The organism is Photobacterium salinisoli (genome assembly GCF_003614885.1).
GTDB lineage: Bacteria > Pseudomonadota > Gammaproteobacteria > Enterobacterales > Vibrionaceae > Photobacterium > Photobacterium salinisoli.
Genome location: NZ_QZMS01000007.1, coordinates 1105190 through 1124638, shown reverse-complemented (window position 1 = coordinate 1124638; position 19449 = coordinate 1105190). Strand labels below are relative to the sequence as shown.

Sequence of the window (19449 nt, the reverse complement as noted above, 5' to 3'; positions counted from 1 at the left end):
CTCTTTGCGTTGGGGGGCGCCAGCGAATCAGGTGATATTTGCATTCTGCAAACCAAGTTGGGAATGACAAGCTGAGATTGAAATGAATATGCAATTTATCAATGAAGAAATGACATCAACCGCATGACTGCTTTTGTTGACTTCATGGTATTAATTTCTGGGCTAAGCTGGAAAGTGTTTTTCCAGGCCCGTTGTGTCTGCTCAGGGTTTAAATCCCTGTTACAGCTGTTGAGTTATGTATGGAGTAGGGCTATGGAACAAGCGCTATTGAAAAAGGACAGGCAGTGACATTGCTCTGCCACATTCATTTCAGTTCAGGAGACATCGACATGGCTACCATCAGCGTAATGGCATCGAATCAAAAGGAAATCACGCTTGAGAATGATGCTGAATCCAGCAGCAAGGTCGCGCTTGCGGCGTTTAATGGCCGGGTATATATGGCTTACCGTGGCTGGGGCAGTTCCAAGAGCTTGTATATATGCTCTACTGCCGACGGGGTGAGCTGGTCTCAGCAAACGGATATTACCGATGAAAATGGCGCGAAAACCCAGAACAGCCCGGCGTTGGCGGCATTCAATGGCAGATTATATCTGGCTTACCAGGGCTCAGGATCCGATAGTATTTATATTTGCTCAAGTGCAGATGGCGTCAATTTTGGTGATCAAACAAAAATCACCTCACAGAATGATGCTGAAACCGATTCTCCGCCAGCACTCGCTGCCTTTAACGGCCGGCTTTATATGGCCTTCCGGGGTGAAGATTTATCGAGTAACCTTTATGTTTGTTCATCGGCAAACGGTACCGACTGGGATTCACAAGTGAATGTCAGCGATCAGAATGGCGCATCATGCACAACGACAGCCGGACCCGCATTAGCTGCTTTTAACGGTAAACTGTTTTTAGGCTGGGAAGGGGTTGGCGGAACCCCGATTAATGGTTCTGCTATTTATGTGTGCTCCTCATCTGACGGCTTAGAGTGGGGCCCGCAAACCAATCTGGAAGATGCAAACGGTGCAGAAGCCTATGACGGGGTGTCGCTGGCGGCAACCAGTGATACTTTATTTGCGCTCTACCATGGGGCCCACACCGCACAGCTATACGGTTGTGCTTTTAATGGCACATCCTGGAGTACAAATCAGATCGATTTTACAGAAATCAATGAAGCGGCTTCTAAGTGCGGCCCGGCCCTGACAGCATTAAACAATACGTTCTATGCCGCCTATCCAGGCATAGGGGCTTCGAATAATCTGTGGGATTTCACTTTTACCGTGAACTGGAGCGGTGTGTAAAACCGATCTTCAGACAAAGAAAAAGCCCGTTCTTTCGAACGGGCTTCTCTGTATGGTGCGTCTGAGTGGACTCGAACCACCGACCCCTACCATGTCAAGGCTAGTTGATAATTGATGTAATCTAATGATTTATAAAGAAAAAGGCATGATTTTCATGCCTTTTGAACGTGCGTTTTAAGCGATTGGGAATGCTTAAAAATCAATGGGTTACGAAGGGGTTTTGGAACCACTTTTTGCTATGAAATTCGGTTCTTCATCCAACCATAGATGAACTTTTCATTCTTTTCACGCGCCTCACTGATATCCAAATATCGGGCACCCTGACTGCAGTTTAAAGAGCGCCACAATATCTGTTCACCTTCAGTACCTCGGCGTAATAAATAAGCCTCTAAAGCCGATAGGGTTGCCGGACCGATATGGCCATCAACGATCAGGTCTTCATAGTATGCCTGGCTGTTGTTGTACGTGTTCAGCCAGCGCTGAAGAAACTTTGCAGCGATGCTTGTGCCCATGTTGATGCCAGTATCAATCACTTCCTCACCAATGAGAGCGCTGATGGCGTGAATATCGCTGAAGCGTGGGGCTTTGATATAGCGGTTAAAGTAAATGTCGCATGCGATGGCTTGTGTCATGGCTGACATGGGGCCGGTATATCCGTTTTTCCGGGCTACAGCTTCAGTGATTCCCCAGGTTGTACTGCCACCAAGATCATCAGCATCGTTGGAATGATGGCCTTCTTTTATCAGAACCTCGTTGATGATTTGCTCCAGAGAGCGTGTTGCCGGCTGATTACGCATAGTCGCCTCCTTAGGTCTACGCGCATTCTCATCCCGCTGGCAATGTCATCAGAGGGCGTTCTGCCTGGGTTACTGCGTGGGTTCTCCGAAGTCTTACAGAACGCCCATCATAAGAAGGCGCTTCTTCACCCCAATTGGTTCTGCCCCCGCACCCCCTGAAGGTTTAAGGGCGCCCGGGTTGGAGGCGGGAGCGTGAAAAACAGGATGGCTCGGCGTCTGCGTTCTGGCAAGTCCGGGTGCACAGGATATTGTTCTAACTTGTGGACCTGTGGATGCTACTCCTTAACTTATTGATGTTTATGGTTTTGGCATTTTCTTTCATCCACGGGTTTACCGTTTTTTTCCATGGGTTCGCCTGTTTTCTCCATGAGTTCGATTTTGGTCTAATTTCGCCGCCTTTCTTCTTTCTTTCTTTTTTTATTTAAAAAAGAGAGAGATAGAGAGGCAGGAAATAAAGAGAAGGCAAATTTGGGTATCCACAGGTTGGGGTGAGCGGTTAATTTTCCATCCATGGATTTTTCAGGCTTCCATGAGTTGATCCATGGATTATTTAAAGCCCTCCGATAGCTGGCAGGCCGCATGAATACTGGGCTCTACGAGTTCTAAGCTAAGGATCCATGAATCCATGAGTTTTTCTGCCCCCGGGGAAGAAATTGTTGATGAGGAGGTTGATCTGTCATTGGTTGATCAGTTCCTCAATTGGAAGCGAGAGAATGAAAACTGCAGCTCGAAAACAGTCGCCAAGTATCGCCAGCTACTGGAACGCCTCGGTCAGTTTCTGAATGGCGAATACCTGGCAGCGACATTGGGTAAACTTGAACAGTTCGCCGGTGGCCAGCTTCACCGGTTTGGCTATTCAGCAGCTTCACGCAAGGTGGCCGTGGCTGCAATCCGGGGATTTTATAAATACCTTTACCAGCGCCGGCACATTCAGGATAACCCGGCAGGCCATCTGGTGTATCCGAAGTCTGGCAGACGATTACCCAGAGCCATGGGCTTACACAGTGCTGAAGCCATTTTGCTGCAGCCCGATTTGTCCGAGTTTTCTGGCATACGGGACAGCGCGATTCTGGCATTACTGCTTGGGTGTGGTTTTCGTGTTTCTGGGCTGTGCAGTCTGAATGAATCGAATCTGATTTGGTACAAACACCAAGATGCCGATCGCCTGGCAATTTTACTGAAAGAGAAAGGCGAAAAAGAACGAATGGTGCCTGTGCCTTCCGAAGCTATGTTGCTTGTTCAGGCTTATTTAGGCCATCCCACTTTGGCTGATATTGACCGCCTATTGGAAAACGGTGATCAGGTGCTGTTCGTGAACATGCGAAATCGCCACATTCCGGAATGGGAACATCGCGGCGAACTCCGGCGGTTATCGTCCCGGGCCGTCGACAGAATGATTAAACGCTATGCCATAGCAGCCGGTGTACCTGAAGATCAGGCACATCCGCATGCCTTGCGTCATCTGTTCGGTACTGAACTGGCAGAATCGGATGCATCCACACTGCAGATCCAATCCCTGATGGGGCATTCAGACCCAAAGACTTCCGCCATTTACACACACATTGCTATGCGCAAGATGACAACAGTGCTCGATCAAGGCAATCCACTGGGCAAAATCAACACGCCAGTGTCTGAGCTGCTGCGTGAGATGCAGAAGGGGAGAAAAGTATGAAGTTACGGCCGTTGCATGATTGGGTGGTGATTGAGCGAGATCCTGTTCAAACTGAAGAAAAAGGCATTTTCCATTCAAGCTCGCCATCCAATCAAGGAAAGGTGCTAGCAGTTGGGCCGTTGGTGAAAGAAATCGAACTCGATGACAGGGTTTGGTTCAATGCTTATGCGGGCTTCTTTATTCAAGCTGTCGAGACGAAATTAACGATGGTTAGGTCAGTTGATATTGTAGGAATCGTGGTTTAGTCAAAGGGAGCCTAAGCCGACTATTTTTCCCCTTATGGGTTGCTCCATTGACTGCCTCAAAATTTAAAATGTTATAATAAATGGAGCGCATATAGGTCGATTGCCCTCACCATTAACTAAAACCCAAAAAATGGAGGACATTATGAATCTATCCCCAAAACATCTTGCGCGCTTTAAATCATTCATTGCCTGTGGCAGTAAAGGCAAGTGCATGCTTAACATTTTGGTGCAGCAAGGACTTGCTCATCAAACAGCCAACTTATTCATTACAGGTATTCGATATCAAGTTTATGGCATGAACAATACCGAAAGAAATAATTCTCTAGCAGAACGAACCCAATTAGCTCTTGATGCCCTAAGTGAGATAGGAAGTAATGTATCAATTGATGCAGTCACTCTCGCCCTATTTGGCTATAAAAAACCATAGAAGAACCAGAATTTTCTTAAAGTCCATTTCAATTTTGTAGAGATAGTGGCTCAGATAACAGTGATTGTTAATGATGATAGATACTTTCTGTAGGAATAACCCAAAGTCTTAGAACTTACATAACCCGTCTTTAACTTTTCTAGGGATGTCAGATATACTTGACGTTGACGGACGATTTTACAGACCTTGAGAACTCGCTTTCGAAACGGCCAAAACCGTCCAAAGTCTTAGAACTTTTTACCAGACCCAGTTGCGCATAACGGCAGAATGCGCAACTCATAATCTTACTGCGGTGTCCGAGCCCTGATGATGACTGGCTTCAGTTTTCAGAAGGAATCAGGAAATGCGCAGCTTAATTCTCAATATCTCACCTGTTCTTCATCACCACACCATCACCGAACAAGGGGTGGGGGCTCGGCATAGGAAAACGCGCGTCTCCACAGGGGGAGGTGGGTACCTGGATAACTGCACCCAATTAGAACTTTCCCTGAGTGCCTCCGAACTGCAGAAAGCCGTCGACAGCTTGCCGCTTCCGCCGCATTGGAAAACCATTGCAGATCACCTCGGCCCTGAGTTGTTCCTCACGGTTTGGCGAAAGCTGGAAACTTTGCGCACCGAACGGCGCCTGCGCATGCCGGTGCTGCTTTACTCGTACACTCATGAAGCGATGACGGCCGATGAATTTGAAGACTGGCTGGACGCCCAGCGTCTTGCGGCCGCGTGGTTCGAAATTTATGTGGCGGTGGATTCAGAACAGTATCGCTTCATCTGGCGGGAGCTGTTCAAAGCGGCCTATCAACCAAACCGAAAGAAGCTGCGTGTGTACGTGCCGGTGTTCCGGGTGTGGAACAACCATCTGCGCGATATCCTGATCGTCGAACTGCTGCGGGCCGATGTGCCGTTCGACCGGATTCGCCAGCAGCTGTACAAATGGCTGGGTGACGACATCTCGATCAGTCATCTGGGCAGAGTGAAGAAACAGCTTGAATCCCTCCAGTCTCCGGCGCTGGCTCATTAACGTATCGCCATGAGTGAGAAGAAGCCGAACCCGCCGCGTGAAACCGTCACCTTCAAATGTGGTGACTGCAGTTTCACCTTCAGAGCGGCACCAGTCCGTATTGAGGATGAGCCCAAGCGTGCGCATCCTTACCGCTATTTTGGAACCTGCAGTAACTGCCAGCGCGAAGTACAGCAAGTACCGTGGGAAGTGGGGCAGTTTTGCGCTGTGCTCGCTTCTACCGGGCCGAAAACACCGGAAGGCAAAGCGCGATCTGCATCGAATCTGGCCGGGCACCCAACCGCTGCAGAGCAGGCCATCACGCGATTCAACGCCCTGAAGCATGGCGCCAATGCCAAAACGGCTCTGTTTTTTCCAGCCCGGCCCGGCAAATACCCGCAATGTGCCACCTGCGATGTCGACCATGCTTACTGCGCCACGCAGCCCGCCTGCATCAAGCGTACCGAGCTGATGATGCAGCACCTGATCGCCTTTCAGTCGGCCGACCCGTCTAAGCTCACGGAGCTGCACGCGATTAACCAGGCAAACCTGGCCGCCATCTTTCAGGACATGATGCAAACCATCGTGGCGGATGGCGTCTCGCTGCGAAATCCGGTGTACGACTTCGACAAAGAAGGCGGATTCCATATCGGCCGCTATAAAGCTACCAACGGCGAAACAGTCACCATTGAAGAAATCAAAGCGCACCCGTTGCTCAAGCCAATGATGGAGCTGCTGAGCAAAAACAATTTGTCCCTGGCGGATCTGAACATGACACCGAAAGTGCAGGTTGACCACGGCATCGAAATGGGCCGGACGATTGATCAGGAAGAGGAACGGGAATCGGCACTCGATTATCAGCGCAAGATGACCGAGCAAATGTCCGGCCTGAAGGAAATGATCGCCCGTTCTCAGAACCGGGTGCGGCGCGACGACATTTTGATTGAGCACAATCAGGACAGCAGCGCCGAAGAGGGCGAATTCAGCGAGGTGAACCCGAATGGCTGAACGCCTCAGCGCCGCGCAGCGGATAGAAATCCAGAGCCTGGCTGAAAAGGAAATCCAGCGTTACGCCGGAAACCACGGCATGTGGCACAAGCACGTTCACAACGTTGAGCTGGACCCGATGCAGCTGTTGAAAATGGAAGAGATGGACTTGCACCCGAACACCGTCGATTTCAGCTGTCGGCGAACCGGGAAAACAGCCGTCAAAGAGATGTACTTTCTGGAGTGGAACGCCATTCATGGCGATCAGGAAGGCGGGATTGTCGCCCCGCGTGAAGCGCAGTCTCTGGTCAACCTCGGCTATCACCTCGACGCCATTCGGCGATCGGATATTCTCAGCGGCTATCTCGCCTACAAATCGGGCCGCAGGCAGCTGGCCGACACCTATTACGAATTCGCCAACCGCTCGAAAGCGCGAGCATACGGTATCATGGCCAACGTCGATGGCGGCGACTTAACCTGGGCCTCGCTGGAAGAGGTCGACGACCTCGATGCCGATCGCTTGTATGGTCGTTTCCTGTTGATGATGGGCTCCAGCCGCCGACTGGGTGCCAGCAAAGCGTCGATTAACAAACCGCAAATTCGTATCACAGGTGTATTTAAAGGCGCCGATACCCTCAGCGGCCTGATTGATTCCGGCGAGTACACCTGCCTGCCCACAGTTGACTGTTACCTCGGCATTGAGCTGGGCATTCTCAATGAAGACTTCATCATGAGTATGCGCAAGCAGCTGCCCGAGGATGAATACATCCGTCAGCTGCTCTGCATCAACGTCGCTGCCAAAAACCTGATCTGGGAAAAGTACATCCGTAACGCCATTCAGGTTGGTGCCCGCATCGGGCTGGAACCCAGCGCCCCGGCACCATACACCGTGTACAAAAAGCGCGGTGTGATTGCATTTGGCTACGACCACACAGGCCATGGTGAAAACCTGGCTTCGTCGCGTTCCTCCATTGTGGTGGAAGAGCAGGTCGGCAACTTCTCGGTTGTCATCTTCTGCAAAACATGGCACCCGGGCACAGACGAAGGCATCATCCGGCGGGATCTGGTTGGCTTCTGGCGCTACTTCCGGCCCGATTACGCCATCGGCGATGCCTTCGGTATCGGCCTGCTGACTCAGGTGAATGACGATCTCTTTGCGGAAGGTCTGACGCAAATCGACCGCCGCGCCATCGGGGGCGGTGAAAGTACCGCCTCCACATGGCCGGAATGGGCCTTCTCACCATTGCGCTTTGAAGGGTACGCCAAACACCAGATGGCACAGTCGCTGCGCAGCGCGTATCACAACCGCCAGATGGTGCTGCCGTACGTCGACGACCGCGAAAACGATCCAGAACTGGAAGACTACGCCAAACTGCCAAGGCAGCTCCGCAACATCAAACCCACACCCGTGAAAGCCGGCAGTTATTCCAGCTACAAAATGGTGAAAGCGTCTATCGGCGATGACCTGTTCGATGCCCACATGGCCTCGCATTGGGCGCTGGTCACGCAGGGCGCTGCACCTGTTCCCAGCATCATCACCATCAACCACAGAACCCGCGACCAGCTGTTGGGCAGTCCAAGCAGCCTGAACCTGTTAAGGAACCTTTCATGAGTATGATTTCCCGCATCTGGGCGGCTGTGAAAAACAGGCCTCTGGCTTCCGCGCCCAATACCCCGGGCAACCAGAGCGGCCAGCAACATTCCGACAAAGGCCACATCGCCGACCCCGAACGCTCGGTGCAGTACCTGTATGACATGATGCAGTGCGATCCCAACCTGCGCGCAGCCATTATCACCCTGCGTCACATGGACAAAATCGACCCGAGGGTGAAGAAAATTCACCGCCGTATCGCCAGAGACGCCACCAAAGGCGGGCTGAAACTGCACTGGATTGGTAAAGAAAACCAGCCGGTGAACAAGCTGTGGCAGCAATTCATTACCCGCTTGCAGCTCAACAACCGCGCCAAATTGATGAGCGACGCGGGCGGGCTGGCCAAAGAAGGCAACTTGCCTCTGCAATGGGTGGTGAACGAAGCCATGCAGGTCACCAATGCCATTCGCATGCCGACCGAAACCATCATTCCCATTGTCGACACCACGGGCCGTTTCAAAGATCCGAAACGCGCATTCCGCCAGATCGACCCGATTACCTGGCAGGAACTCTGCACCTTTCCGTTATGGCAGCTCACCGTCAGTCGGCTTGACCCGGACAACTTCGACGACATGGGCTGCATGGGCAGGCCGTATCTGGATGCGAACCGCACCATCTGGCAGAAACTGGTGATGACGGAAGAAGATTTGGTGATCCGCCGCCGTACCCGGGCGCCGCAAAAACTGGCGCACTCGCTGGACGGGGCCGACAAAGCCGCGCTGGATGAATACCGCGAACGGGTAGAGGGCCAGAGCGGGGAAATCGCCACCGACTTTTACGGCAACAAGTTGTCGGTGACGGCCGTCAGCGGGGATGCCAACATGGATCAGATTGCCGACATTAGCCTGTTGGTTGATGCCTTCTTCTCGGGTGCCCCGGCACCGAAAGGGCTGTTCGGTTATGTCGACGGCATGGCCCGGGACATTCTGGAAGATCTCAAGCAGGACTACTACGAAGAAATCGACGCCCTGCAGGATGCGCTGGCCTACGCCTATCAGGACGGCTTTAAACTGCAACTGCTGCTTGCCGGGCTGAACCCGGATTCGTACCAGTTTCAGGTTCAGTTCGTTGAACGGATGACTGACACCAAGAACCAGCGCGCAGACCTGGCACTGAAATATCAGGCGCTGGGTATGCCGCGCAAATTGGCGTGGGAATCGGCGGGCGTCGACGTGCAGCGGGCCGAAAGTATGCGTGAAGAGGAAGCCAACAGCCGGGATCCGTATCCCGACCCGCACCTGCCACAAAGCAGCAAGCCGGACGTCAGCATTACGCCGGGCAATCAGCCGAAAGGCGAGAGTGCCACCTCAATCACGAACGGGTGATCACCATGACAGACAATACCCGCACGCAGGTGAAAGCCACCATTCGCCGGGCGATGAAAGCCGCAGAACGGGCCACCAATGAACTCGATGCCACAGCCATGAATGAACTGGGGCTGTTGTATCAGTCGGTGCTGTCGGAAATTCAGTTTCTGGTCATGAATGCGGCCGACGAGCTGGGTGAGGTTCGCCTTTCTCAGCTGCAAACCTTAACCCGTGAGATTGAAACTCTGCTGGACCAACTGGCGCAAACACAGGCCAGCATGGTGGATGGCTATATTGTTCAGGCCGCGCAGCATGGCGGGACCACATTCAGCACCACAGTTGCGGCCGCGACCGTCAGTCAATCCATTGATGAAGCCGTGCTGTCCGTGCGCACCATGACCCACAAAGACGGCCTGCAACTGAGCGACCGGCTCTGGCGGGTCGACCGCTATGCGCGGGAAGTGATCACACAGGCGGTTGAACGGGCGGTGATTATGGGGCAGTCGGCCAGTGAGGCAGCTCAGGCGTTCCGGCAGCGCAGCCAGCCAGTGCCTGCTGACATTGCCCACAACGCAGGGCTGTCGAATGCAGCGGGCATCAGCCGCACGGTTGCGCAGGAACTCATGGTGAACGACGGCGCACCTTACTCGCAAATCAAACGCGTGATGCGCACCGAAATCAACCGGGCGCACGGCATGGCTTTTCAGAATGCCGCCTTTGAAGATGAGTTCGTGGTTGGCACACAATTCAAACTCAGCCCCAACCACCCGAAGCCAGACATCTGCGATATGCATGCCCGGGCCAATCTTTTTGGACTGGGTAAAGGCGTGTACCCGAAAGGCAAAAGCCCGTGGCCGGCACACCCCAATACGCTGAGTTATGAGCAGGTGGTGTTTGTAGACGAAGTGACAGAGGAAGACAGAACCAGCCAGACCGACCGCATCAGCTGGCTGAAAGGCCAGAGCCGGGAAGGGCAGAAAGCCGTGCTGGGCCACGACAAAAAAGTTGCAGCCCTGCAACAGGGCCACCTGAAAGAGAACATGATTGCCACGCCCTGGAAGCACCTGGAACCTTTGCTGAAGCGCAAAGGCATTGATACCGAGACCCTCTGATGCTGCTGAAAAATTGGGCAATTTTGCCCATGTAACTTGGATATAATGAGCTACATCAGTACAAGCCAGCGCAGACGAACGGCAGAAAGCTAGGAGCAAATCATGAATACTGCACAACAACTCCCTCAGTTCCACTCAGTCAAACCCATTGTGAATGAAGTTGTCTGCGAATGCGGCCATCGCATCTGCGACAGCGAAGGCGTGATCCGATCCCGTTGCGTCAAAATCGGCGAGGGCATTGCCCTGTGCCGGTGTAAGCGGTGGGTGAGTGTGCCTGTAGGTAACTGCTAAACACCGCCATTATAAGCCTTGCATACCTCAAAAGGAGGTATGCTTTTCGTACCAAACTGAGTTGACTATTTTCAAATAATTCAAGATGATAGCTATAAATGGAATAGTTTAGGTACAAAGGTTTGATATGAGTTCTGAAAATAAGAAAAGCTTAATTAGTAATATATGGATTCTAATGCTAGGAGTCTTAATTTTAGCAGTATGGTCTCTTTATCCTTTATGGATGGAACATATATTTACTCCTAAAAATACAGAGATGCAAAGTAATTTAGGGACTCTGGGTGATTCATTTGGTGCTTTGAATACATTGTTCTCTGGGTTCGCATTTGCGGGGATTATTGTTTCTATTTATTTGCAATCGAACGAGCTTAAAGAAACAAGAAAAGAAATTAAAGCACAAGGTGATCAGTTCGAACTCCAAACACGAGCTTTAAATAAACAAAATTTTGAAAATACATTCTTTCAGTTGCTTAGCTTGTATAATGAGATATTGAATTCAATTTCAGTTTACAAAGGTCATAGAGAAAATAGGGAGAAAATTTTCGGACGTGATGCAATACAGGATCTATATGCAAATAAGTTTTTGGAAAAAGAATATATTCACTTTTTAGAGCGTATAGCTCGAAATGATGACGCTTTTGTTGGTAAGCATGTTGAATACATGGGGTTTCATCGATGTTACGAGCAATCTATTGGTCATTACTTCCGGAATATTTATCAGATCTTAAAGTTTGTAGATGAGTCTGATGTTGCGGATAAAAAGTTTTATACAAACCTATTGCGCGCTCAACTTTCAAGTTCAGAATTGTCGTTACTATTTTACAATTGTCTGAGTGAGGTTGGCTTTGAGAAATTTAAACCCTTGGTTGAAAAGTATGAGTTTTTCGAACATTTACCACCGCTGACAGACATGGATGGAAGGGAGATTTTGATGTATAAAAAAGAAGCTTTTGGTAAAACAAATCATAATTACCTCTCAGAGTTTGGAGAACTTCAGTTTGAAACTGAATGATTAATGGTGATATTTAAAGCCTGAGCATTATCAGGCTTTAAATTACTATATAATGGTAAGATCATCTAGTGTTTTGCAGAGTTGATTGTAACTTTCTTGAACTCGAATTTGGTTATTATTGCTGAAAAATATTACTGAATTCTTTTTATCTTCAGGACACTTTTGAATATTTGTTACTTGCGTAAGGTTAATTAGTGTTCTTTCAGTCTTGGATATTTTTAACTCGATGAATTTAGGCATTTGTTTTTCCTTGTAGATTATGATTTGTTGATGATTTTGTTTGCACGTTCTAAATATTTATCCATTTTATCGCATGACTCAATAGCACTATCTGAGCAATACACACATGAGAAAGACAAGTGAGCAGCTTGGTTTAGTGGAACACGGAGTGCAAAGTCATCAAGCTTCAAGACTTGTTCAGGCAGTCCTTTTGCCTGAACTCTTAGTGGATTGGATTCATTCGCACACTGTCTAAGCTGATTGAGATCACTTAAATCATATGTCGAATGTAATTGTTTCCCTTGCGCTTGAAGCGTCTTAATTTGTTGAAGTAGTTCTTTACCGTTGAATTCTGCTGCATTTATTGTGAATGGCATGAACGCGCAGAGTGAACCAATCAGCAATCTCATGGTGAATTTTCCTTATGCTACAGTGTGAGCATAAATCATACTCCAACATCACTGCCTGTAAACCTTGACTTTCACAAAATGCGCAATTAGCCTAATTGCATAACAGCAAAATCTGTTATCTGGATTGGCGTCCAGCACAAAGTACAGAGAGCCTAAAGACGCGCTCGGCGTCTTTTTTGTTGGGCTGCGTTCGCGCACACCATAGGAAATGCGGTATCATTCTATGGTAGCTCGGACAGGGGCGACTTCGGTCGCGCCAGTACCTCTGTAGCTGGTTACGCCAACCCTGTTCGAGTTGCCACCATCGTGAGATTGGCGTCTCCATTGTGGCAACATAGTTTGCGTACAGAGGAGACATGCTATGTCTATAAATTCAGCTTCTGCTTTCCAGGCAATCAACAAAGATCCGCACACCTTAGTCCTCGAAGCCCGGGAAATGATTGGCGGGTTAGCCGCAATCTCCGGCGCAACCTCAGGCCCGGTTGAAACCCTCACCGCTGAACAACTCTTCTATCTGTTTGCATCTATCGGCGACAAGCTAGACATCGCCTTACTCAAGATGGAGGCAGAATGATGGTACAGGCCAACGTCACCGAACTTGAACCAAAACGACTCGATGCCATGTACCAGGAACTGGCGGGGCCATACCCCGCCGTCGTCTGCGAATGCGGCCACTGCATCTTCACCCACCAAGGCGTCATCCGATCCCGCTGCGTCAAAGTCGCAGAGGGTGTGGCGCTGTGCAGGTGTAAGCGCTGGGTGGAAGTGCCGGTTGGGATGAGCTTCTATTGATGTGATCGGAGTAGGCAAACACCAGAAATGGCGTTTGCTTTTGCATGAAAATACCTTATTGTATAAGATACTTGTTGTATATTTTCTTGATAACCTAAGGATAACTTCATGAAGGTAGATATCTACAAGAGTGCTAAAAGTGATATTTATGTATCGGTGCCTGAGGGGACTGATATTCAGGATTTAAGTCTGCCAAAAGAGGTTTTACCTGTAGGTCCTTTTAAGAGCAGTGTTGATCTTAATCCTACTCAGCCTAGAGTTGGCATTGATCAACAAGATGTAATTGATCAGATTGAGACTAAAGGTTACGCAATTCATGGTGCTAAAGTCAGCACAACAATTGAAGATGAGTAATAAAATAATGAATCCTAGGTTCTAGGATTCATTATTTTTAATGTTAGCGGCATTTCTTCTATCTTCAATTTCCTTGTTAACCCTTCTTTCCTGAACATGGAATAGCTTGGATGGAAGCATGAAAGAATAGAAAAAAGCAATGTATGATAAGAACAGTATAAATCTTTCAGTTAAGAGCTTTATAGATAGTAAATTATCTTTAATATCTTCTGAAAGTTCTAGTTTTTTATATATCTCAAGAACGCCATCAATCGTGAATAATTTATATGAGAATATAAAGAATAGAGTCAGTAAATATATGTAAAGAAGGTTCCTTGTACCTTTTAAATTTCTATAGGTGTTATTTCTTGCCTTTTCGGCCACACGCCATGAACCAGAAGGGAGGGATAGTGGGTCTCCAATAAGTGCAATAATCCCTACTAAGAAACCCGCTAATATGGAGTATATGTTTACAAGGGTATCTAACGCTTTTTCATTAATTAATGGCTGAGATAAATATGATAAAAACAAGCTAACAAGAATAGCAATAATTAGCTGGGTTGTCTTTTTACAATATTTTTTAGCGTTAGCGAAACTCATTACTGCTCCAGGACGCCACTTTTCTCATACTGTTGTAGAGTATACACTAGTTGTCCCCACATTGCGTCGCGATTTACTGACTTTCCATGCTCTGGGACATCAACTTTACTTTTCACTATAATTTTATCATGTGTGAATGTTTTGCCTTTCTTGGTGGTTATTCTGTAGCCGTTGAGGTCGCTTTCTATTAGCTGGAAAGCTGCATTACTCAATTGATCACCTTCTTCTTCTGCTTGCTCTCCTTTAACTCGACTATCGTGAGAAATCACAATGTTAGCATTTAGGCTATCTATATTGTTGAAATCTGCTACATTGTCATCTTCATATAAACAGTCAAGTACACTTTCTGCCATTTCCTTGAGCTTTCTTAGAATTGGTGTCGTCTTGAAATTATTGTTATTTCTTGAAAGATAATCAAATGTGGATACATATGCACTGGAATTTATTGAAATGTTTCTTATTCCTTCATTGTGAATGGTTTTTAATGTGTCAATATCAGCTATTTGATGAACATTTAAAGTGTTTGCTTCTTTTCCATAGCCACCTGCATTTAATAAAGATTCGAAATACTGTAATGCAGTCGCTGCTCTAAGTAGATCAGTAGGGCTTAGAATAATATGGTTTCCATATAGGCACATGAATGCTTCACCATCCAAATACTCTTTATCTATTGGTGCTGAATATGTGTCGGCTGAAGTTTCAATGTGAGAGTTTGATGGACGAGAAATAGTGTTTGCATCAGCACCTTCTTCATAAATCCCTAAGCAAATGGTAGTGCAGTCTCTATTACCTTTTGATAAAGTCGCTCGCATCGGGGAAATCTTCATCCCAACAATTTGCCTTCCTTTGCTAGAAAAAAAGCTTCTTTCAGAGGTGCTGTTTAATTTGGACCATGAATTAATGACCATTTCTTCTAATGTTTCATTTATAACGAGGCCATCAAATTTTTTGAACTCAGCTCGGTAATAGTAAATTGTTCTACTTCTATTGTTCTTTTTATTTGCCATTTAAGATCTCATCTCTACTTCTTCCATGAAAACCTAATAATGATACAAATTGCATACACTTGCTGTGATTGTGATCAAATGAATACAAATGATACAAGTACTAACTTTCACTGCCCCTCCTTATGAATCTTTTATTCTCTAACACTGCAATAATTGATGGCGACCAAGCCCCTGAGTTAATCCTCAGGGGCTTTTCCGTTTTAGGGCAGAGACATGAGCAAACAATCCTTTCTTTCCGCCAGTGTTGTGCTGGCACTCAGTGCAGCACCGGCCAGCGGGGCCATTCATCTTCTGTCGGATGCTGTGAAGGTGGATACCCACAGCAGCAGTAAACGCAGTGTTGTCACCATTACCCGAACCGGCAAATTTTACGATCCGCGTTACGGCGAATTCGAACTGACCCAGCAAATGTTCGATGACCTGGTCAAAAACTTCAACGAGAACGTCTATGGCCAGGAAATCAACATCGACATTGCGCACCAGCCTGAAAATGGTGCCGGGGCGGTGGTGCGTCGCCTGTTTACCGACCGCGGTCGATTACGTGCAGAGGTGGAGTGGTACGAACTCGGCATCAGCAAAGTCACCAAAGAAGGCTTTAAATATCTGAGCGCCGAAATTCATCCCAATTACGTCAGTAACGAGCAGGGGCAGAACGGCCAGTATCAGGAATTTGGGCCAACCCTGCTGGGCGCGGGGCTGGTCACACGGCCATGCATTAAAAACCTCGACAAAATCGAGCTGAGCGAAGCCAGCCTGCACGATTGCCCAACCTACCTTTCCGAGTCACTGGCGAATAAATTCTCTGAGGAACGACAAACAATGTGGGAACAACTGATCGCACTGTTCGAAGCGAACACCAAAGGGCTGAAACTCTCTGCCGAACAGCACACCGCCATGGTTCAGCTGCTGAAAGACTCACTTACAGGGGTCAGCGACGAAGCTGCCGCCACCAAGCTGCGCGAGCAGATTGAAGGCGTTGCCAAGCAGCTTTCAGAATCCGGCAATACCAGTGCGCCGGTCATCAACCTGAACGGCGGTAATTTAACGCAGGAAGACGTGGTACGCATTCTGGCAGAACAGCAAACCGCCGCCGAAAAGGAAAAAGCCGATCAGGCCAAGAAGCTGACCGACAAAGTCAAAATCTTCACCGATGCCATCGACGCCGCGGAAGGTCTGAGCGATGAAGTCAAAACCGAGCTGAAAGAAGCGAAAGACCTGATCTCGGCCGAAATGTCCGATGACCAGGTGAAGAAGCTCGCCGAAAACCAGATTACACACGGCAACCAGAAAATGGTCGGCATTCAGCTTTCCGGGCTGGGCTTTGGTTCTGCTGCTGGTTCGCTGACCCAAACGCCCGACCAGCAGCGCGAAAGCCTGCAACTGCAGCAGCAGATTCACGCCAACCTGCGCCAGACCAACACCTATTCACTGGGCCAGTTGAGCCTGATGGAAGAAAAAGACCTGCCTGTATTCGCGCAGCAGGTGCTGGCCGAGTTCGACCGCCTGAATCACCACCGCATTCATCAGGAACGTCTGGTGCTGACCGGGCAGGGCAGCGCGAACGTGATTTCAGATACCGACTTGCCTGTCTCGGTACAGCGGGAAGTGATTCGCGAAGCCTTGTCTGATCTGAACGTGCTGCAACTGGTGCAGACCCTGACCGACTTCAGTGCCAGCGCAACCACCAATATTCCGTATGAAATGCGGGATGTCTCGGCGGTGCTGGGCGATGGCATCGTGTTCGAGAACGGCACCATCCCCAAGGTGAAAAACTCGCAACGCATGGATCTGGCCTACGTGCTGCCGATGAAAGTGGCGTTCGAAGTCTCGAACGAGCTGATGCACTTTTCCCGGTCATCTGCCATCAACTGGGATGCCTGGGGCCGCAACGTTGCCACGGCCAGCCGGATCATCAAAGAACTGGTTGCCCGTCGCATCATGAACTCGATGCAGCGGGTTTCCGACAGCTATCTGGCGGCCAGCGTGGCCGATGAAGACATCGCCGCGCAGCTGCAGGACAAAGCTTTGTTCAGAACCTCGCAGTTCCCTGTGGTGGCGCAGCATCAGCAGTACGACCTGCAGGGCAACACCATTGGCGCACCGGAAAACCCGATTGTGTTGCTGATCAACGGCAGCGAAGTGAAGCCCTGGGACGGCAGCGGCCAGCAGGCAGCGGGCACGTATTACGTGGTGCGCTCTTACAACCTCGGCCAGTTTGCGCTGGTTGATGAATCTGGCGCGCCGAAAGCAGTTACGGCCGCCAACGCGAAGATCAGCTACAACTTCGCGACCAACATTCAGAAGGTCGACAGTGATGTGCCGGACGGCCTGTCACCCGAGAAGCATTACAACAAGTTGATGCAGGCCATCGGCCGCCGCAAAGCCATCATGAAGGATGATCGCTTTGTGACGCCGGATTTCCTGATCATGTCCAACACCCTCAACGATACCTGTACCAATGCCGAGCAGTTCATTGTGTCGCAGCGTCGTGATGGTACACGCACAAACGCACAGGGCGACCTGGAAGCCGTGAAGTCGCTGCCTGCATATTCCACCAATGCACCGGGCACGCATCTGGGCGATGAACGCATCCTCATGGGCCAGCGGGGCGCACTGACGTACACCGTAGTGAAGCCGTACACCCTGAGCGAAATGCAGGAAGCCCGCGACAGCAACGGCCAGCTGAAAGGCGGCAAAGAAGCCTATGGCGAAGAGTACAACGCCATTCACTGTCCGAAGCCGATCCGCAACCGCTTTACCAGCGTGCTGTTCTATTCCGCATCCGGACGATAGGGGCGTCGATTCCCCGGCCGGCAGTGGCCGGGGCTTTTTCTTCTTTGCATACCGGACATGAGTTAAGGAAACCGAGATGAAACCTTCCATTGCTTACACCAACACCACTCATCAGCCACAGAACATCGGCGGCAGAACTGTTTTGCCCGGCGAAACCCGCGAAGTCGATGCCCGCTTTGTGAATGCCACGGCGCTGGTCAACCGGGATCTGATGATTCTGTTTATCAACTTGGATGCGTCACCGCGCTTTTTTGGCACCACCAAAGTTTTGCCGGGCGAAGCAGTGCGTGTGTCGGTCATCCATTTTGAAAACCCGAACCGCGAGAATGCCGGCGCGGTGCAGGACCGGATTTTCGAGCAACTGCTAGAAAACAAAATCGACATCATCAAGCCTTATTTTTCCGAGCTGGAAGACGGGGAACTGAGCCGTCTGGCAGAGCTGGAGCAGGCAGGCGACAAGCGTAAAACCCTGCTTGAAGACATCGACAACGAACTGGCGGTGCGGATGGCAGAGCGTAATTTCAGCCCTGCTGAGTATGCCCAGCAACTGGATGCCATGACCGATGAAGATCTGCAGCTGGAACTGCTGTCCGTCGGCGATGACAGCCGCAAGATTGTGGCGATTCAGGACGAACTGGCGAAACGCAGCGACCTGCAAAAGCAAGAGGAATAAGCCATGTGGGACAAGGTCAAAGCCCTGCTGGCAGGCTCTGCGCCACTGGTTGGCAGTTTACTGGGTGGCCCTGCAGGCGGTGCAGTCGGAACCATGGTTGCCAGCGCACTGGGTGTGGAAAGCACGCCCGAGGCGATTGAAGCGGCACTCAGAACGGATCCGGATGCATTGCTGAAAATCCGTCAGCTCGAAAGCGATGAACGCGTCGCGCTGCGCAAGCTCAAGCTGCAGGAAACTGGCCTGCTGTTGGATTTCGAAAAGGCCAAGCTGGCCGATACCCAGAACGCCCGGCAGCAGCACCGCGACCACTGGATGCCCTGGGCACTGACCTTAACGCTGTCCGTGATGGTCAGCGGCATGTTTGCGTCGCTGTTCTTCGGCAATCCGCCGCAGGACTATGCGCAAGTGCTGATCATGATTGCCGGCACTGTCATGGGCGCTTTTGGTACAGGCGTTGCGTTCTGGCTGGGCAGCAGCCAGGGCAGCGTCACCAAGAGCAAGCAATTGGTTGGAGGGGTGAATGCAAGGTGATACAGCGGAAAGGGAAGGCATTTCCCGCCGTGAGTTCACTGACTTCCGGCAGGAAATGCGGGATTACATGGCGGCTCAAACCAGCCTGATGAGCCAGATGGTTGAGCTGCAGACCAAGCACATCAACCTTGAATCCCGTGTCGATCGCAATGAGCGGGATCTGGAAGAAATGGAAAAGCGTATCCGGCCTTTGGAATCAAACCAAAATGGCTCAGCGGCAGCGACTAAATACAACCGCGATCTAATCTGGCTGATGCTGTCGTTCATTGTCGGGCTGGCAGCTTACGCGTTGAAAAGGTGAAAG

Annotated in this window: 22 protein-coding genes; 18 read left to right on the top strand and 4 right to left on the bottom strand. The window is 49.9% G+C overall.

The window, feature by feature from the left end:
* The first annotated feature begins 329 nt into the window (after nt 1-329).
* Nucleotides 330-1289, top strand: coding sequence for a glycoside hydrolase family protein (locus D6M16_RS05830; RefSeq protein ID WP_120510983.1), 960 nt, complete (start codon nt 330-332; stop codon nt 1287-1289).
* 236 nt (nt 1290-1525) lie between these two features.
* Here D6M16_RS05830 and D6M16_RS05825 read toward each other — a convergent pair whose 3' ends face one another.
* Nucleotides 1526-2086 (bottom strand): glycoside hydrolase family 108 protein, encoded by a 561-nt coding sequence (locus tag D6M16_RS05825; RefSeq protein ID WP_120510982.1) that lies wholly within the window; start codon nt 2084-2086, stop codon nt 1526-1528.
* A 625-nt stretch (nt 2087-2711) separates the two neighbouring features.
* On the opposite strand from D6M16_RS05825, the gene D6M16_RS05820 reads away from it, so the two are divergent.
* The 10 genes from D6M16_RS05820 to D6M16_RS05775 all read left to right on the top strand — a co-directional run bounded on the left by D6M16_RS05820 (nt 2712) and on the right by D6M16_RS05775 (nt 11787).
* Entirely contained in the window at nt 2712-3758 is a 1047-nt protein-coding gene (locus D6M16_RS05820) for a tyrosine-type recombinase/integrase (RefSeq protein WP_120510981.1), read from the top strand.
* On the top strand, nt 3755-4003 hold the full coding sequence (locus D6M16_RS05815) for a co-chaperone GroES (RefSeq protein WP_120510980.1): 249 nt from the start codon (nt 3755-3757) through the stop codon (nt 4001-4003). The genes D6M16_RS05820 and D6M16_RS05815 overlap by 4 nt, the downstream gene beginning before the upstream one ends.
* Nucleotides 4004-4145: 142 nt before the next feature.
* The gene (locus D6M16_RS05810) at nt 4146-4430 is read left to right on the top strand and encodes a hypothetical protein (RefSeq protein ID WP_120510979.1); all 285 of its coding nucleotides are present in this window, start codon (nt 4146-4148) and stop codon (nt 4428-4430) included.
* A 343-nt stretch (nt 4431-4773) separates the two neighbouring features.
* On the top strand, nt 4774-5448 hold the full coding sequence (locus tag D6M16_RS05805; RefSeq protein WP_120510978.1) for a hypothetical protein: 675 nt from the start codon (nt 4774-4776) through the stop codon (nt 5446-5448).
* A 9-nt stretch (nt 5449-5457) separates the two neighbouring features.
* Nucleotides 5458-6435 carry a hypothetical protein gene (locus tag D6M16_RS22505; RefSeq protein WP_120510977.1) on the top strand — a complete coding sequence of 326 codons (978 nt, stop codon included), beginning with the start codon at nt 5458-5460 and terminating at the stop codon, nt 6433-6435.
* A 79-nt stretch (nt 6436-6514) separates the two neighbouring features.
* Nucleotides 6515-8026 (top strand): hypothetical protein, encoded by a 1512-nt coding sequence (locus tag D6M16_RS05795; RefSeq protein ID WP_240435529.1) that lies wholly within the window; start codon nt 6515-6517, stop codon nt 8024-8026.
* A complete protein-coding gene (locus D6M16_RS05790) occupies nt 8023-9390 on the top strand; it encodes a hypothetical protein (RefSeq protein ID WP_120510975.1) in 1368 nt (455 codons plus the stop codon). The genes D6M16_RS05795 and D6M16_RS05790 overlap by 4 nt, the downstream gene beginning before the upstream one ends.
* A 5-nt stretch (nt 9391-9395) precedes the next feature.
* Nucleotides 9396-10484: a hypothetical protein gene (locus D6M16_RS05785; protein WP_120510974.1), complete on the top strand. Its 1089-nt coding sequence runs from the start codon at nt 9396-9398 to the stop codon at nt 10482-10484.
* A gap of 102 nt (nt 10485-10586) precedes the next feature.
* The gene (locus tag D6M16_RS05780; RefSeq protein ID WP_120510973.1) at nt 10587-10775 is read left to right on the top strand and encodes a hypothetical protein; all 189 of its coding nucleotides are present in this window, start codon (nt 10587-10589) and stop codon (nt 10773-10775) included.
* Between the two features lie 127 nt (nt 10776-10902).
* Complete coding sequence (locus D6M16_RS05775) at nt 10903-11787, top strand: putative phage abortive infection protein (RefSeq protein ID WP_120510972.1); 885 nt, start codon at nt 10903-10905, stop codon at nt 11785-11787.
* Between the two features lie 257 nt (nt 11788-12044).
* On the opposite strand, the gene D6M16_RS05765 is transcribed toward D6M16_RS05775, so the two are convergent.
* The gene (locus D6M16_RS05765; RefSeq protein ID WP_120510970.1) at nt 12045-12416 is read right to left on the bottom strand and encodes a hypothetical protein; all 372 of its coding nucleotides are present in this window, start codon (nt 12414-12416) and stop codon (nt 12045-12047) included.
* A gap of 361 nt (nt 12417-12777) precedes the next feature.
* Here D6M16_RS05765 and D6M16_RS05760 point away from each other — a divergent pair, with 361 nt between their 5' ends.
* The 3 genes from D6M16_RS05760 to D6M16_RS05750 all read left to right on the top strand — a co-directional run bounded on the left by D6M16_RS05760 (nt 12778) and on the right by D6M16_RS05750 (nt 13562).
* Complete coding sequence (locus tag D6M16_RS05760) at nt 12778-12990, top strand: hypothetical protein (protein WP_036757348.1); 213 nt, start codon at nt 12778-12780, stop codon at nt 12988-12990.
* A complete protein-coding gene (locus D6M16_RS05755) occupies nt 12987-13208 on the top strand; it encodes a hypothetical protein (RefSeq protein WP_120510969.1) in 222 nt (73 codons plus the stop codon). Before D6M16_RS05760 ends, D6M16_RS05755 begins: the two co-directional genes overlap by 4 nt.
* Nucleotides 13209-13316: 108 nt before the next feature.
* Nucleotides 13317-13562 carry a DUF6139 family protein gene (locus D6M16_RS05750; protein WP_120510968.1) on the top strand — a complete coding sequence of 82 codons (246 nt, stop codon included), beginning with the start codon at nt 13317-13319 and terminating at the stop codon, nt 13560-13562.
* Nucleotides 13563-13583: 21 nt separating this feature from the next.
* Here D6M16_RS05750 and D6M16_RS05745 read toward each other — a convergent pair whose 3' ends face one another.
* A complete protein-coding gene (locus D6M16_RS05745; protein ID WP_120510967.1) occupies nt 13584-14141 on the bottom strand; it encodes a hypothetical protein in 558 nt (185 codons plus the stop codon).
* Nucleotides 14141-15148: a hypothetical protein gene (locus tag D6M16_RS05740; protein WP_120510966.1), complete on the bottom strand. Its 1008-nt coding sequence runs from the start codon at nt 15146-15148 to the stop codon at nt 14141-14143. Before D6M16_RS05740 ends, D6M16_RS05745 begins: the two co-directional genes overlap by 1 nt.
* A 213-nt stretch (nt 15149-15361) precedes the next feature.
* On the opposite strand from D6M16_RS05740, the gene D6M16_RS05735 reads away from it, so the two are divergent.
* The 4 genes from D6M16_RS05735 (at nt 15362) to D6M16_RS05720 (ending at nt 19446) form a co-directional block, all read left to right on the top strand.
* The gene (locus tag D6M16_RS05735; protein WP_120510965.1) at nt 15362-17941 is read left to right on the top strand and encodes a hypothetical protein; all 2580 of its coding nucleotides are present in this window, start codon (nt 15362-15364) and stop codon (nt 17939-17941) included.
* 76 nt (nt 17942-18017) lie between these two features.
* A complete protein-coding gene (locus D6M16_RS05730) occupies nt 18018-18614 on the top strand; it encodes an ABC transporter ATPase (protein ID WP_120510964.1) in 597 nt (198 codons plus the stop codon).
* Between the two features lie 3 nt (nt 18615-18617).
* Nucleotides 18618-19145, top strand: a complete 528-nt coding sequence (locus D6M16_RS05725; RefSeq protein ID WP_120510963.1) for a hypothetical protein — start codon at nt 18618-18620, stop codon at nt 19143-19145.
* The gene (locus tag D6M16_RS05720; protein ID WP_120510962.1) at nt 19135-19446 is read left to right on the top strand and encodes a chromosome partitioning protein ParA; all 312 of its coding nucleotides are present in this window, start codon (nt 19135-19137) and stop codon (nt 19444-19446) included. The genes D6M16_RS05725 and D6M16_RS05720 overlap by 11 nt, the downstream gene beginning before the upstream one ends.
* Nucleotides 19447-19449 lie beyond the last annotated feature (3 nt).

Coding starts and splice junctions, on each gene's coding strand:
- D6M16_RS05830 (WP_120510983.1), top strand. CDS start 330: ATGGCTACCATCAGCGTAATGGCATCGAATCAAAAGGAAATCACGCTT.
- D6M16_RS05825 (WP_120510982.1), bottom strand. CDS start 2,086: ATGCGTAATCAGCCGGCAACACGCTCTCTGGAGCAAATCATCAACGAG.
- D6M16_RS05820 (WP_120510981.1), top strand. CDS start 2,712: ATGAGTTTTTCTGCCCCCGGGGAAGAAATTGTTGATGAGGAGGTTGAT.
- D6M16_RS05815 (WP_120510980.1), top strand. CDS start 3,755: ATGAAGTTACGGCCGTTGCATGATTGGGTGGTGATTGAGCGAGATCCT.
- D6M16_RS05810 (WP_120510979.1), top strand. CDS start 4,146: ATGAATCTATCCCCAAAACATCTTGCGCGCTTTAAATCATTCATTGCC.
- D6M16_RS05805 (WP_120510978.1), top strand. CDS start 4,774: ATGCGCAGCTTAATTCTCAATATCTCACCTGTTCTTCATCACCACACC.
- D6M16_RS22505 (WP_120510977.1), top strand. CDS start 5,458: ATGAGTGAGAAGAAGCCGAACCCGCCGCGTGAAACCGTCACCTTCAAA.
- D6M16_RS05795 (WP_240435529.1), top strand. CDS start 6,515: ATGTGGCACAAGCACGTTCACAACGTTGAGCTGGACCCGATGCAGCTG.
- D6M16_RS05790 (WP_120510975.1), top strand. CDS start 8,023: ATGAGTATGATTTCCCGCATCTGGGCGGCTGTGAAAAACAGGCCTCTG.
- D6M16_RS05785 (WP_120510974.1), top strand. CDS start 9,396: ATGACAGACAATACCCGCACGCAGGTGAAAGCCACCATTCGCCGGGCG.
- D6M16_RS05780 (WP_120510973.1), top strand. CDS start 10,587: ATGAATACTGCACAACAACTCCCTCAGTTCCACTCAGTCAAACCCATT.
- D6M16_RS05775 (WP_120510972.1), top strand. CDS start 10,903: ATGAGTTCTGAAAATAAGAAAAGCTTAATTAGTAATATATGGATTCTA.
- D6M16_RS05765 (WP_120510970.1), bottom strand. CDS start 12,416: ATGAGATTGCTGATTGGTTCACTCTGCGCGTTCATGCCATTCACAATA.
- D6M16_RS05760 (WP_036757348.1), top strand. CDS start 12,778: ATGTCTATAAATTCAGCTTCTGCTTTCCAGGCAATCAACAAAGATCCG.
- D6M16_RS05755 (WP_120510969.1), top strand. CDS start 12,987: ATGATGGTACAGGCCAACGTCACCGAACTTGAACCAAAACGACTCGAT.
- D6M16_RS05750 (WP_120510968.1), top strand. CDS start 13,317: ATGAAGGTAGATATCTACAAGAGTGCTAAAAGTGATATTTATGTATCG.
- D6M16_RS05745 (WP_120510967.1), bottom strand. CDS start 14,141: ATGAGTTTCGCTAACGCTAAAAAATATTGTAAAAAGACAACCCAGCTA.
- D6M16_RS05740 (WP_120510966.1), bottom strand. CDS start 15,148: ATGGCAAATAAAAAGAACAATAGAAGTAGAACAATTTACTATTACCGA.
- D6M16_RS05735 (WP_120510965.1), top strand. CDS start 15,362: ATGAGCAAACAATCCTTTCTTTCCGCCAGTGTTGTGCTGGCACTCAGT.
- D6M16_RS05730 (WP_120510964.1), top strand. CDS start 18,018: ATGAAACCTTCCATTGCTTACACCAACACCACTCATCAGCCACAGAAC.
- D6M16_RS05725 (WP_120510963.1), top strand. CDS start 18,618: ATGTGGGACAAGGTCAAAGCCCTGCTGGCAGGCTCTGCGCCACTGGTT.
- D6M16_RS05720 (WP_120510962.1), top strand. CDS start 19,135: ATGCAAGGTGATACAGCGGAAAGGGAAGGCATTTCCCGCCGTGAGTTC.